The sequence below is a fragment of the Actinopolymorpha pittospori genome (assembly GCF_014873875.1).
Lineage (GTDB): Bacteria > Actinomycetota > Actinomycetes > Propionibacteriales > Actinopolymorphaceae > Actinopolymorpha > Actinopolymorpha pittospori.
Genome location: NZ_JADBEM010000001.1, coordinates 8,412,363 through 8,424,186 on the forward strand (window position 1 = coordinate 8,412,363; position 11,824 = coordinate 8,424,186).

An 11,824-nucleotide genomic window follows, 5' to 3' on the forward strand; every position below is an offset into this window, starting at 1 on the left:
GGCAGCATCCGGCGATGAGGAGCTATCTGCTGCACCGGCTGTGGCAGTCGGTGGTGACGTTGGTGCTCGCCACCATCGTCGTCTTCCTCGGTATCCGCGCACTCCCCGGCGACCCGGCACTCGCCCTCGCCGGGGAGGAGCGCGACCCGGCCTCCCTCGCCGCTATCCGGGCGAAGTACGGCCTGGACGACCCGCTGCTGGTGCAGTACTGGCACTTCGTCAGCAACAGCCTGCGAGGAGACCTCGGTACGTCGATCCGCACGGACACGCCGGTGACCTCGATGATCGCCACCGCCCTCCCGGTCACGCTGGAGCTGTCACTCCTCTCCCTCGCGGTGGCCGCACTCGTCGGGATCGGCGCGGGCGTGGTGGCGGCCGTGCGCCGGGGCCGGGCCATCGAGTGGGCAGCCAACGCGCTCGCGCTCGCCGGGTTGTCGGTGCCGAACTTCTGGCTGGGGCTGATCGCCATCGTGTATCTCGCCGTCGCCGTACAGCTCTTCCCCGCCTCGGGCTACGTGCCCTTCACCTCCGACCCGATCGGCAACCTGCACCATCTGGTGCTGCCGTCGCTGGTGATCGGCACGGGGCTCGCGGCGGTCATCATGCGCCAAACCCGTTCGTCGATGCTGGAGGCGCTGTCCACCGACTACGTACGAACGGCACGGGCCAAGGGCCTCCCGGCCTACACCGTCATCACCCGGCACGCGCTGCGCAACAGCCTGATCGTGGTCGTCACGATCGTGGGCCTGCAACTCGGCGCGCTCATCTCCGGAGCGGTCGTCACCGAACGCATCTTCGGCCTGCCCGGCTTCGGGAAACTCACCATCGACGCGGTCTTCCAGCGCGACTATCCCGTGATCCAGGCGGTCGTGCTCGTCACCGCCGCGGCGTACATCCTCATCAACCTGCTCGTCGACCTGCTGTACTCGGTCATCGATCCGCGGATCCGGGTTCGGGGGCGGGAAGCATGACCTACACCGACGTCACCCTCGAGGAGGGTCCACCCGCCGACCAGGGGCCGACCCCGGTCCGGCGGCCGCCGCGGGGCATCCGGGTCGTCCGGCGGATCCGCCGAAACCCCCTCGCCGTGGCTGGTTTCGTGGTGCTCGCCCTCGCGGTGCTGGGCGCGCTCCTCGCGCCGCTGCTCGCGCCGTACTCCCCCGACGAGACGCACTTCGAGCTCGCCCTGTCCCCACCAGGCACCGCCGGCTACCTGCTCGGCACCGACGACCTCGGCCGCGACCTGCTCTCCCGAATCCTGTTCGGGCTGCGTTCGTCGCTACAGGCCGGTGTGCTCGCCGTGTTGGTGGCCCTCGTCGTGGGCGTACCTCTCGGGCTCGCGGCGGGCTACTCCCACTGGCTCGACGCGCTGATCTCCCGCCTCACCGACCTGGTGCTCGCGTTCCCGTTCCTGATCCTCGCGGTCGGGCTCGCCGCCGTTCGTGGTCCGAGCCTCGGCAACGCCGCCGTCGCCATCGGGATCGCCCAGATACCCGGCGTGGTACGGATCGTGCGTGGTGAGACGCTGCGGCTGAAGGCGCTGGACTTCGTGGCGGCGGCCGTCGTGTCCTCCGCCAGTGACGCGTGGGTGCTGCTCCGCCACATCCTGCCGAACGCCACCTCGGCGATCATCGTGCAGGCGACGGTCGCCATCCCGGGCGCGATCCTGGGTGAGGCGGTCCTGTCGTTCCTCGGGCTCGGCATCCGGCCACCGCAACCGAGCCTTGGCACGATGCTCTCCGACGCCCAGCAGTACGCCACCCGGGCACCCTGGACCGCCGTCATCCCCGGCGTCGCCATCATGCTGGTCGCGCTCGCCTTCAACCTGTTCGGCGACGGCCTGCGCGACGCCCTGGACCCGAAGTCGAGCCGCCGATGAACGCCGTACCCTCTCCCGACGCCGGCACCGTGCTGCGGGTGCGCGAACTGTGCGTGCGCTTCACCACCGAGGACGGCACGGTGTCCGCGGTCGACCAGGTCGACCTCGACGTCGGCGCGGGAGAGATCGTCGCCCTCGTCGGTGAGTCCGGGTGCGGCAAGAGCGTGACGGCGATGAGCCTCGCGGGGCTGCTGCCGCCGACCGCGGACGTGCAGGGCTCGATCCGACTGCGCGAGACCGAGCTACGTGGTGCTCCCGAACGCGCACTCCGGCGCCTTCGTGGAAGCGACATCACCTACGTCTTCCAGGAGCCGATGACCTCCCTCAACCCGGTGCTCACCGTGGGCCGCCAGGTTAGCGAGGTGCTCGAGGTCCACCAGCGACTCCGCCGCTCGGCCGCGCGCCGGCGCGCCGTCGAACTCCTCGCCCTGGTGGGCATCCCCTCACCCGAACGCCGGATCCACGAGTACCCGCACCAGCTGTCCGGAGGAATGCGACAGCGGGTCGTGATCGCCATGGCGGTCGCCTGCGATCCCAAGCTGCTGGTCGCCGACGAGCCGACGACCGCGCTCGACGTGACCGTGCAGGCCGGCATTCTCGACGTCCTGCGCGACCTGCGGGACCGACTGGGCACCGCCGTCCTGCTCATCACCCACGATCTCGGCGTCGTGGCCGACGTCTGTGACCGGGTGGTGGTGATGTACGCCGGCCGGGTCGTCGAACAGGCCCCGGTCCACGAGCTGTTCGCCCGGCCGCGCCACCACTACACGAGCGCGCTGCTCGGCGCCATCCCGACCGGACGCGGCACCGGCACCAGCGGTGGGCGGCGGCTCCGGGAGATCCCCGGGCTCGTGCCCGTGCTCAGCGACCCGCCGGACCGGTGCACCTTCGCCGACCGCTGCCCGCGGGCGGACGAGCTGTGCCGGACCAGCCAGCCGCCGCTGTCGGGAACGCCCGGCCACCTGGTCGCCTGCTGGCATCCCGCCGACCAGAATCCGCCGGAGGCCACCCGATGAGCACATCCGACACCGACCGGGCGACCCCGGCGTCCGACACCGACCGAGCGGGTGCGACACCCGCCGCTCCCGTCCTCGAGCTCGACAACCTCGTCATGCACTTCGGCCCGGTGCGCGCGGTCGACGGCGTTTCCATGACGATCCGTCGCGGCAGTGTCGTCGCGCTGGTCGGTGAGAGCGGTTCGGGCAAGTCGACGGTCGGCCGATGCGTCGTACGCCTGCTCGAGCCGTCCTCCGGCACGGTGCGGCTGCACGGGGCCGACATCAGCCACCTGCGCCGCCGCGCGTTGCGTCCGCATCGCCGCGACGTGTCGATCGTCTTCCAGGACCCCGCCGGCTCCCTCGACCCCCGGCTCACCGTCGGCTCGATCGTCTCCGAACCGCTGCGCCTGCTCCGCCTCACCCGCGGCCGGACGGAGCGTGAGCGGGCCACCACGCAGGCACTGGAGCGGGTCGGCCTGCGGACCGAGCTCGCCGACCGCTACCCACACGAACTCTCCGGAGGCCAGCGGCAGCGGGTCAGTCTCGCCCGGGCCCTCGTCTCCTCGCCCTCGCTGCTGGTCGCGGACGAACCGACGAGCGCGCTGGACGTGTCGGTACAGGCGTCCGTGCTCAACCTCCTCACCGACCTGCAGCGCGACCTCGGCTTCGCGTGCCTGTTCATCACGCACAACCTCTCGGCCGTGGAGTACCTCGCCGACGAGGTCGCCGTGGTGTACCTCGGCACGCTCGTCGAGCACGGTCCGAGCGCCGAGATCTTCGCCACCCCGAAGCATCCGTACACCCAGGCGCTACTCTCGGCCGCACCAGTACCCGACCCGGTACGCCAGCGCCGCCGTAGCCGGGTCGTCCTGTCCGGCGACATCCCGTCGGCGATCGACCCGCCGTCCGGGTGCCGTTTCCACACCCGCTGTCCGATCGCGGTCCCGATGTGTGCGGAGCGCGTCCCCGAGCTCCGGGAGGTGGCCGGCCGCCGAGTGGCTTGTCATCTGGTCTCCGACGAGGATGAGGACGGTTCATGACCTTCACCACCCGCCCGACACTGCGCGGCACCTTCGGCATGGTCGCCTCCACCCACTGGCTCGCGTCCCAGAGCGCCATGAGTGTGCTGGAGCGCGGCGGCAACGCCTACGACGCGGCCGTCTGCGCAGGCTTCGTCCTGCACGTCGTCGAGCCTCACCTCAACGGCCCCGGTGGCGAGGTCCCGGCCATCGTGGCCACGGCCGACGACCACATCCCGAAGGTGCTGAACGGGCAGGGTCCCGCCCCCGCCGGAGCGACGATCGCCCACTTCCGTGACCTCGGACTCGACCTCGTTCCCGGCTCCGGTCCCCTCGCCGCGACGATTCCCGGCGCCGTCGACGCCTGGTTGCTGCTGCTTCGCGACCACGGCACCTGGCGCCTGCGGGACGTCCTCGAGCCCGCCATCGGCTACGCCCGCGCGGGCCACCCGCTGGTTCCCGGCGCGGTCGCGACGATCAGCAAGGTCCAGGAGCTCTTCGCCGAGCACTGGCCGACGTCGGCGGCGCTGTGGCTGACCGACGGCAAGCCGCCGACGCCGAACGCGATGTTCGCCAACCCGGCCTACGCCGACACGCTCGAGCGCCTGGTCACCGAGGGCGAGGCGGCGGGCCCCGAGCGCGAGAACCAGATCGAGGGCGCCCGGCGGACCTGGCGCGAGGGCTTCGTCGCGGAGGAGGTGGACGCCTTCTCCCGTAAGCCGTTCCGTGACTCGAGCGGCGGCGACCACAGCGGCCTCGTCACCGCGCACGACATGGCGAGCTGGACGGCCTCCTGGGAGCTGGCGGCCACCCTGGAGTGGAACGGCCTGACGGTCGCGAAGACGCCCGCCTGGGGCCAGGGACCAGTCCTTCTGCAGTCGCTGGCCACCCTCGAGGCGCTCGGTGGTCAGGACGATCTCGACCTGAGCACCGAACTCGGCGTCCACTTCACCACCGAGGTGCTCAAGCTCGCGCTGGCCGACCGGGAGGCGTGGTACGGCGACATCCTCGACTCGCCGTTGCCGAGCCTGCTGTCGAAGGAGTACGCCGCCCAGCGGGCCGGTCTGGTGGGTGCCCTCGCCTCCGGCGACCTGCGTCCGGGCTCACCCGACGGGCGGACGCCGAAGCTTCCCGACGCCTACACCCGGCTGCGGGGTGCCCGCGCCGCGGCCGGCGACACCGGCGAACCGACCGTCTCCGTGACCGGTCAGACCCGCGGCGACACCTGCCACGTCGACGTGGTGGACCGCTGGGGCAACATGATCTCGGCCACTCCGAGTGGCGGCTGGCTGCAGAGCTCCCCGACCATCCCGTCGCTCGGCTTCTGTCTGGGCAGCCGGGGCCAGATGTTCTGGCTGGAGGAGGGCCTCACGTCCTCGCTCATGCCGGGCCGCCGTCCGCGCACCACCCTGTCGCCGACGCTCGTGCTCCGGGAGGGTCGTCCCGTGCTCGCCTGCGGCTCGCCGGGAGGCGACCAGCAGGACCAGTGGCAGCTGCTGTTCCTCCTCCGCCATCTCGCGGGCGGACTGGACATCCAGGACGCGATCGACGCGCCGGCCTGGCACACCTCGAGCTTCCCCGGCTCGTTCTACCCCCGCACCATGGACCCGCGCAGCCTGATCGTGGAGGACCGGCTGGGCGACTCGCTGATCGCCGGGCTCGAGCGTCGCGGTCACGTGGTCACCCGCTCCGGCCCCTGGAGCCTCGGCCGGCTCTGCGCCGTCGCGCGTGACCCGGAGACCGGGGTCGTGTCCGCCGGCGCCAACCCGCGCGGGATGCAGAACTACGCCGTCGGTCGCTGACCGCGGTGGCGCCCTGCCCCACAACGGTCCTAGGCTTGGGCGCGGCGGCCTGCCGCGCCCAAGCTCCGTGATCCACCCCAGCGGGATCTGACCAGGAGCCAAAGGGGAACCGACCTCGGCAGCGAGCGTGCCCACCTGTCACCGCTCGTGCTCGGCTCGCTGGGGGACGCTGGCGCGGCGCGAAGGGACAGGTCGACATGACCAGGGACGCTGCTTTCAAGCGCCGGGTACGTGCCCGGATGGCCAGGACGGGTGAGAGCTACAGCTCGGCCCGCGCCCACCTCGACTCAGCCGGTGCCGCGCGACCCGGCGCCGACCGGACCGGCCAGGTCCTTCACCTCACCAACGGAGACGTCACCGTCGGCCTCCTCCGCGAGGCCGGGCTCGCCGAACCGATCCTGCCCTGGCGGGACGTCCTGCACGACGGCCCGGTCCCCGGTGGACTCACCGACGCGGAGCTTCGCTCGGTCCGGGCGGAGTTCATCGCCGGCAGCGGATGGGGTTCCCTCACCGCCGTACGGGACAGCTTCGACGCCCGCGACGAGATGCTGGCCGCACACAGCGACGCGCGGCTCGTCCTGTGGTTCGAGGCCGACCTCTACGACCAGCTCCAGATCATTCAGGTGCTCGACCAACTCCGCCGGCGCGGCGCCGAGCCGGCCAGGATCTCGTTGGTCTCCGCGGGAGAGTTCCCGGGGATCGCGCACTTCGGCGGCCTGGGCCAGCTCCGACCCGACGACCTGCTGCGACTGCGTACGGACGAGGTGGTCCTCACAACCGACGCCCTCGACCTGGCGGCTCGGGCGTGGGCGGCGTTCACCGCGGCGGACCCGTCCGGACTCGCCGGCGTCGCGGGCTCCTCGTCACCGGTGCTCCGCTACGTCGCCGAGGCGTTCGGTCGACTGATGCAGGAATACCCCGCCCGCTCCGACGGGCTGTCACTCACCCAGCGTCGGATCCTGCTGTCCGTCGAGGATGGCGCGAACACGCCATCGGAGGCCTTCGCCGAGGTGGGCCGACGCGAACGCCGTCCCTATCTCGGCGACACCTCCTGCTTCGCCATCATCGAAGGCCTGGCGAGCGCTCGCCGACCACTGCTCACCTGGCTCGACGACGCTCCCCTTCCATCGCGGGGTCTTCGACTCACCGCCGCGGGACGCGAGGTCCTCGCGGGTCACTCTGACCATGTCGCCGAAGGCGGTATCGACCGCTGGATCGGCGGCGTCCACCTGACCGGTTCGCGGCCTCCGTGGCGTTACGACGAGAGGCGGGAGAGGCTCGTTGCGGCCTGAGCCGGGACAACCTTCCCGTCCTGAAGTCCCGCCTGGCGGGCGGCCCAACACGACCAATCGTGTCGATAGGGAACGCCTACGTCACTGAGTGGAATGAGCGCGCCGGTCCAGCCGTTCAAGTAACCGTTAGCAAGGCTAAGTAATAGGGAGGGTGATGGACAGGGACCTCATGGCCCGCGCGAGACGACGTGCGGAACACGACGCGGGTGGATCGGAGTGCCTCTCCGAGCACGATCGGGAGCTACTCGACATTGGCATCCGGTCGGGCTTCACCGAGACCATGGACCTGCTCCGCCGCAGGTTGGGCTGAACCTTGCCGGACCCGTCGTTCAGGCGGCACGTCCGGCCGGGCCCCGGCCGCGGAGAGCCGGGGCCCACCAGTACCCCGATCGCACCATCCGGCACGGACCTACGCGCCGTCGGCCCGTTTCGCGGAGCGCCTCAGGAGGCGCAGACCTCGACGAGATGCTCGACGACCTCCGCGACCGGAAGGTCGATGCGCTCACTGGTACGACGGTCCTTGATCTCGACCTTCCCGTCGACGATCCGCCGGCCACACACCACGATCGTGGGGATCCCGAGCAGGTCGGCGTCGTTGAACTTCTCCCCCGGGCTCGCACCGCGCCGGTCGTCGAGGAGCACGCGGATGCCACGGGCGTCCAGGTCGGCGGCGAGCTTCTCGGCGGTCTCGAACGGCGCGTCGTTCTTGCCGGTGGCCACGATGTGCACGTCGGCCGGGCTGATCTCCCGGGGCCAGATCAGGCCCTTGTCGTCGTGGTTCTTCTCCGCGATCGCGGCGAGCGCCCGGCTCACCCCGATGCCGTAGGAGCCCATGGTCACGACGACCTGCTTGCCGTTCTCGTCCAGCACCGTGAGGCCGAGCGCCTTGGCGAACTTCCGGCCGAGGGCGAAGACGTGTCCCATCTCCATGCCACGCGCCATCGTCAGGGCGCCGCCACAGCGGGGGCAGGGGTCGCCCGCGCGCACCTCGGCCGCGAGGACCGTACCGTCGGCCTCGAAGTCGCGGCCGGCGACGAGGTCGACGACGTGCTTGCCGTGTTCGTTGGCGCCGCTCACCCAGCGGGTGCCGGTAACCACCCGCGGATCGACGAGATAGCGGACCTTCGCGGCCTTCTCGGCACCCAGAACCTCCGGACCGATGTAGCCACGTACCAGCTCAGGGTGCGCGGCGAAGTCCTCGTCGGTCGCGGCCTGCAGGGTGGCGGGATAGACCTGGGCGGCGAGCCGCTTCTCGTCGACCTCACGGTCGCCGGGAACACCGACCGCCAGGAGTTCGGAGTCCCCACTGGGGTGGACCACCTTGACCACGACGTTCTTGAGCGTGTCGGAGGCCTGCCAGGGCCGGTCGTCGCGCAGGAGCTTCTCACGGCTGTTGAGGAGTTCGACCAGCGTCTCGATGGTGGGCGTCTCCGGCGTGTCCTCCACGTGCGCGGCGGGCAGCCCGTCGTGGGGCAACGCCTCGGGGACGGCCACCTCGACGGCCTCGGTGTTGCTGGCGTAGTCGCAGGAGGTGCAGCGGACGTAGCTGTCCTCACCGACCTCGGTGGGGGTCAGGAACTCCTCGCTGAGCGAGCCGCCCATCGCCCCGGCCATCGCCTTGACGATCACATGGTCGAGGCCGAGCCGGTTGAACGTCCGGACGTAGGCGTCACGATGCCGGTGGTAGGACCGCTCGAGCCCGGCGTCGTCGACGTCGAAGGAGTAGGAGTCCTTCATCGAGAACTCCCGCCCGCGCAGGATGCCCGCCCGCGGACGCGGCTCGTCGCGGTACTTCCACTGGATCTGGTAGATCGACAGCGGCAGGTCTTTGTAGGAGGAGAACAGGTCCTTGACGAGGAGCGTGAACATCTCCTCGTGGGTCGGCCCGAGGAGGTAGTCGTTTCCCTTCCGGTCCTGGAGCCGGAAGATGTCGTCGCCGTACTCCGTCCACCGGCCGGTGCGCTCGTAGGGATCACGCGGCAGCAGGGCCGGGAAGTGCACCTCCTGGAAGCCGGCGGCGTCCATCTCCTCGCGGACGATCCGCTCGACGTTTCGATAGGCCCGCCAGCCGAGCGGCAGCCAGGAGTAGATGCCCGGCGCGACGCGGCGGATGTAGCCGGCACGGACGAGGAGCCGGTGACTCGGGACCTCGGCGTCCGCCGGATCCTCGCGCAGGGTTCGCAGGAACAGCGTCGACATCCGCACGATCACGGCGATTCTCCTAGGAGGGCTGGACGGCGGCCGTGCCGCCAGGGGATCGTCCCGAGAATACCGACTGGACCGGTCCCGAACGCAGCCGGTACGCGGCGTGGCCTGCGACGAAACCGCTGTGGACCCGTTCCGGATCCCGACCTGATCCCGGCCCGGCCCGACCCAGCCCCGCCTGTACTCAGCCCGATCGCGACCCGACCCACGTACTGTCCGCATGTGATCTACGACTGTGCGGGTCGATCATGAGAACCTGTTCCACCGACGGCCGGCGTAGGTTCGTCGGACAATGTCGCTCGGGTTAGAGTCGCACCGGCAAAGTACCGATTCGTCGCGAAGAGTCCCCTTCGCGGTGGCTTCAGAACCCCCGGGGAGGGCGGCCATGCCCGACGTCAGCGCGAACGACTTCGATCGACTCTTCAACGACGCGCTGACGGCGCTGCGGCCGCTGGCCGACCAGACCTCCGCCGACGAGGGTGAGCCGACCGAGCCCATCCGAGGCCTCGGTGAGGCCATGGACGGCTTCGTACGGGTCACCGTCAAGCCGGGTGGACAGGTCGAGTCCGTCCAGCTCAATCCGCGGGTCATGCGCTCGGACTCCGAATCCATCGCCGAGGCATTCGTGGCAGCCACCAACGCGGCCCTTGCCGACCTGCAACAAAAGATCGGTGCCGTCCTGCCCACGATGGCCGACCAGCACCAGATGCTCGAACGCCTGCAGGAGTTCCAGAGTCAGTCCGTCGTGCAGATGCAGCGCTACCTCAAGGCGATCACCGACGTCCAGGACCAGATCGACAGGGATTGAGTGATGGCGGCAGACGATGTCGAGGTCAACGCCGGCCACATCCGCAGTTCGGCGGGAGACGTCGACGGGGTGGTGCAGAAGCTCGGCCGCGAGCTGAAGGCGGCCAAGGCCGAGCTCGAGAGCTTCGGGGACGCGTTCGGCGGCGACGACCTCGGACTGCTGATGGGCGGCACCCACGAGGTGGTCTCGCAGTACGCGTTCGACCAGCTCAGCAGCCTCCTGGAAGGTCTAGCCTCGCACTCCAAGGCGCTCGACCACGTAGCTTCCACCTACCGCGGCAACGAAGACGCCGGCGCACAACTGCTCGGCGATCTGGGCAACGACGTCGAGGCGGTCTGAGGCCGAGAGCCTGCGAAAGGGAGACATCCGGTGGGAATGCAACTGCCCAGCGAACTGAGCACGGCCCTCGGCTTCATCGGCATCGACTGGCCGACGAGCGACGAGGAGAAGATCTTCGGGATGGGCGGCTCCTGGCTCGGGTTCGCGGGCCAGCTGAAGACGGTCGCCGGTGACGCCACCCAGGCCGTCGAGAAGGTCTCGGACGGGCACCGCGGGCCGACCGTCGAGTCGTTCAGGAAGCTATGGGACGAGTACGGCGGCACCAAGAACCTCGACATCGCCTCGGCCGCCGGCATGGGCTTCAGCGTCGGCCTGTTCGTCTACGCGGCGGTCGTGCTGGTCCTCAAGATCAACGCCATGATCCAGCTGGTGATCCTCACCATCCAGGTCGCCCAGGCGATCGCCACCGCGGTGGTCAGCATGGGCACGAGCCTGCTGCAGATCCCGGTCTTCCGGCAGATCACCAAGAACATCGTCGAGAACCTCGGCTGGATGGCCATCGGCGAGATCATCGGCTGATCGTCGGCGCCTTCCACCGCGCGCCGCTCCGGCCCCGGTAGGGCGCTCGTCCGACCGCCTTCTGTACCGCCAGCGTGGCCACCCCCGCGAGCACGATCGCGGCCATGTTGACCCCGAGTTGGGCGGCCGACCCCGCCATCTCTCCGAGGTCGCCGAGCGCCAGGGCGATCGCGAAGTTTCCGGCCGCCGGCACCGTGGTCACGGAGATGAAGACCCCGACGAGGGCGGCCGACTTGGAGGACGTCAGTGACAGGACGCCCGCCACTCCGGCGATGAACGCCACCACGAACGACCACCTGTCCGGCGCCCAGATGAACGCCGTCAGCGGCCGCGGCCGTTCGATCGACGCGGCGCTGATCCATCCGGCGGCGCGCGCCAGCAGGGACAGCACCGTCGTGGCCGCGATGGCGCAGGCGAACCCGACGACGAGCGTGACGGCTCCGCGCCGGAGCAGCGAGATCCGTCCGTGCACGAGGCCCACCGCCACCGCGGCCAGCGGGACGAACTCCGGCCCGACCACCATCGCGCCGATCACCAGGATCGCGGAGTCGAGGACCACCGCGATCGCGGCGAGCGCGGTGGCCAGGAAGAGGAACGCCAGGAAGGTCCACGACAACACCGCGTCGTCGGAGGTACGCCGAACCACCTCGTCCCAGATCACGGCGTCCGCACCCTCGCCCGGTGCGGCTCGCTCCGCGAGTTCGGCGGCGCGGGAGACGGCGGTGTCCACCGTCTCCATGGAGATGGTCCCGTCCGTGTCGATGCCCAGGTCGCGCAGTCCGGTCAGGACTTCGTCCGTCGACTCCCTGGCGACGTCGGCGAGGACGAGGTCGCCCGGTGGCCGGATGGACGCCCCGCGTACGACGGCCAGGCTGGCGACCCCCGGGCACTCCTGCAGCAGAGTGGCCACGGCGGCCGTTCGGTCGGGCGGAGAGGTGACCCGCAGATGCAGCACGCCGCACA

At 70.5% G+C, this 11,824-nt stretch carries 12 protein-coding genes; 10 read left to right on the forward strand and 2 right to left on the reverse strand.

Annotation, left to right across the window (positions count from 1 at the left end):
- The first annotated feature begins 14 nt into the window (after positions 1 to 14).
- From HEB94_RS39045 to HEB94_RS39075, 7 genes are all read left to right on the forward strand, one after another.
- Positions 15 to 971: an ABC transporter permease gene (locus HEB94_RS39045; protein ID WP_192754493.1), complete on the forward strand. Its 957-nt coding sequence runs from the start codon at positions 15 to 17 to the stop codon at positions 969 to 971.
- A complete protein-coding gene (locus HEB94_RS39050; protein ID WP_192754494.1) occupies positions 968 to 1,879 on the forward strand; it encodes an ABC transporter permease in 912 nt (303 codons plus the stop codon). The genes HEB94_RS39045 and HEB94_RS39050 overlap by 4 nt, the downstream gene beginning before the upstream one ends.
- Positions 1,876 to 2,895 (forward strand): ABC transporter ATP-binding protein, encoded by a 1,020-nt coding sequence (locus HEB94_RS39055; protein WP_192754495.1) that lies wholly within the window; start codon positions 1,876 to 1,878, stop codon positions 2,893 to 2,895. The genes HEB94_RS39050 and HEB94_RS39055 overlap by 4 nt, the downstream gene beginning before the upstream one ends.
- The gene (locus tag HEB94_RS39060) at positions 2,892 to 3,917 is read left to right on the forward strand and encodes an ABC transporter ATP-binding protein (protein WP_192754496.1); all 1,026 of its coding nucleotides are present in this window, start codon (positions 2,892 to 2,894) and stop codon (positions 3,915 to 3,917) included. Before HEB94_RS39055 ends, HEB94_RS39060 begins: the two co-directional genes overlap by 4 nt.
- The gene (locus HEB94_RS39065) at positions 3,914 to 5,698 is read left to right on the forward strand and encodes a gamma-glutamyltransferase family protein (RefSeq protein ID WP_192754497.1); all 1,785 of its coding nucleotides are present in this window, start codon (positions 3,914 to 3,916) and stop codon (positions 5,696 to 5,698) included. Before HEB94_RS39060 ends, HEB94_RS39065 begins: the two co-directional genes overlap by 4 nt.
- A 197-nt stretch (positions 5,699 to 5,895) precedes the next feature.
- Positions 5,896 to 6,990 carry a hypothetical protein gene (locus HEB94_RS39070; RefSeq protein ID WP_192754498.1) on the forward strand — a complete coding sequence of 365 codons (1,095 nt, stop codon included), beginning with the start codon at positions 5,896 to 5,898 and terminating at the stop codon, positions 6,988 to 6,990.
- A gap of 154 nt (positions 6,991 to 7,144) precedes the next feature.
- The gene (locus tag HEB94_RS39075) at positions 7,145 to 7,300 is read left to right on the forward strand and encodes a hypothetical protein (protein ID WP_192754499.1); all 156 of its coding nucleotides are present in this window, start codon (positions 7,145 to 7,147) and stop codon (positions 7,298 to 7,300) included.
- A gap of 131 nt (positions 7,301 to 7,431) precedes the next feature.
- On the opposite strand, the gene HEB94_RS39080 is transcribed toward HEB94_RS39075, so the two are convergent.
- Complete coding sequence (locus HEB94_RS39080) at positions 7,432 to 9,201, reverse strand: proline--tRNA ligase (protein ID WP_192754500.1); 1,770 nt, start codon at positions 9,199 to 9,201, stop codon at positions 7,432 to 7,434.
- 379 nt (positions 9,202 to 9,580) lie between these two features.
- On the opposite strand from HEB94_RS39080, the gene HEB94_RS39085 reads away from it, so the two are divergent.
- The 3 genes from HEB94_RS39085 to HEB94_RS39095 are packed head-to-tail and all read left to right on the forward strand — an operon-like array spanning position 9,581 to position 10,861.
- The gene (locus tag HEB94_RS39085; protein WP_192754501.1) at positions 9,581 to 10,003 is read left to right on the forward strand and encodes a YbaB/EbfC family nucleoid-associated protein; all 423 of its coding nucleotides are present in this window, start codon (positions 9,581 to 9,583) and stop codon (positions 10,001 to 10,003) included.
- A 3-nt stretch (positions 10,004 to 10,006) separates the two neighbouring features.
- On the forward strand, positions 10,007 to 10,342 hold the full coding sequence (locus tag HEB94_RS39090) for a WXG100 family type VII secretion target (protein WP_192754502.1): 336 nt from the start codon (positions 10,007 to 10,009) through the stop codon (positions 10,340 to 10,342).
- Between the two features lie 36 nt (positions 10,343 to 10,378).
- A complete protein-coding gene (locus HEB94_RS39095) occupies positions 10,379 to 10,861 on the forward strand; it encodes a WXG100-like domain-containing protein (RefSeq protein ID WP_475555129.1) in 483 nt (160 codons plus the stop codon).
- Here HEB94_RS39095 and HEB94_RS39100 read toward each other — a convergent pair.
- Positions 10,851 to 11,816: a DUF389 domain-containing protein gene (locus HEB94_RS39100; RefSeq protein WP_192754504.1), complete on the reverse strand. Its 966-nt coding sequence runs from the start codon at positions 11,814 to 11,816 to the stop codon at positions 10,851 to 10,853. The two genes, HEB94_RS39095 and HEB94_RS39100, sit on opposite strands and share 11 nt — an antisense overlap.
- Positions 11,817 to 11,824 lie beyond the last annotated feature (8 nt).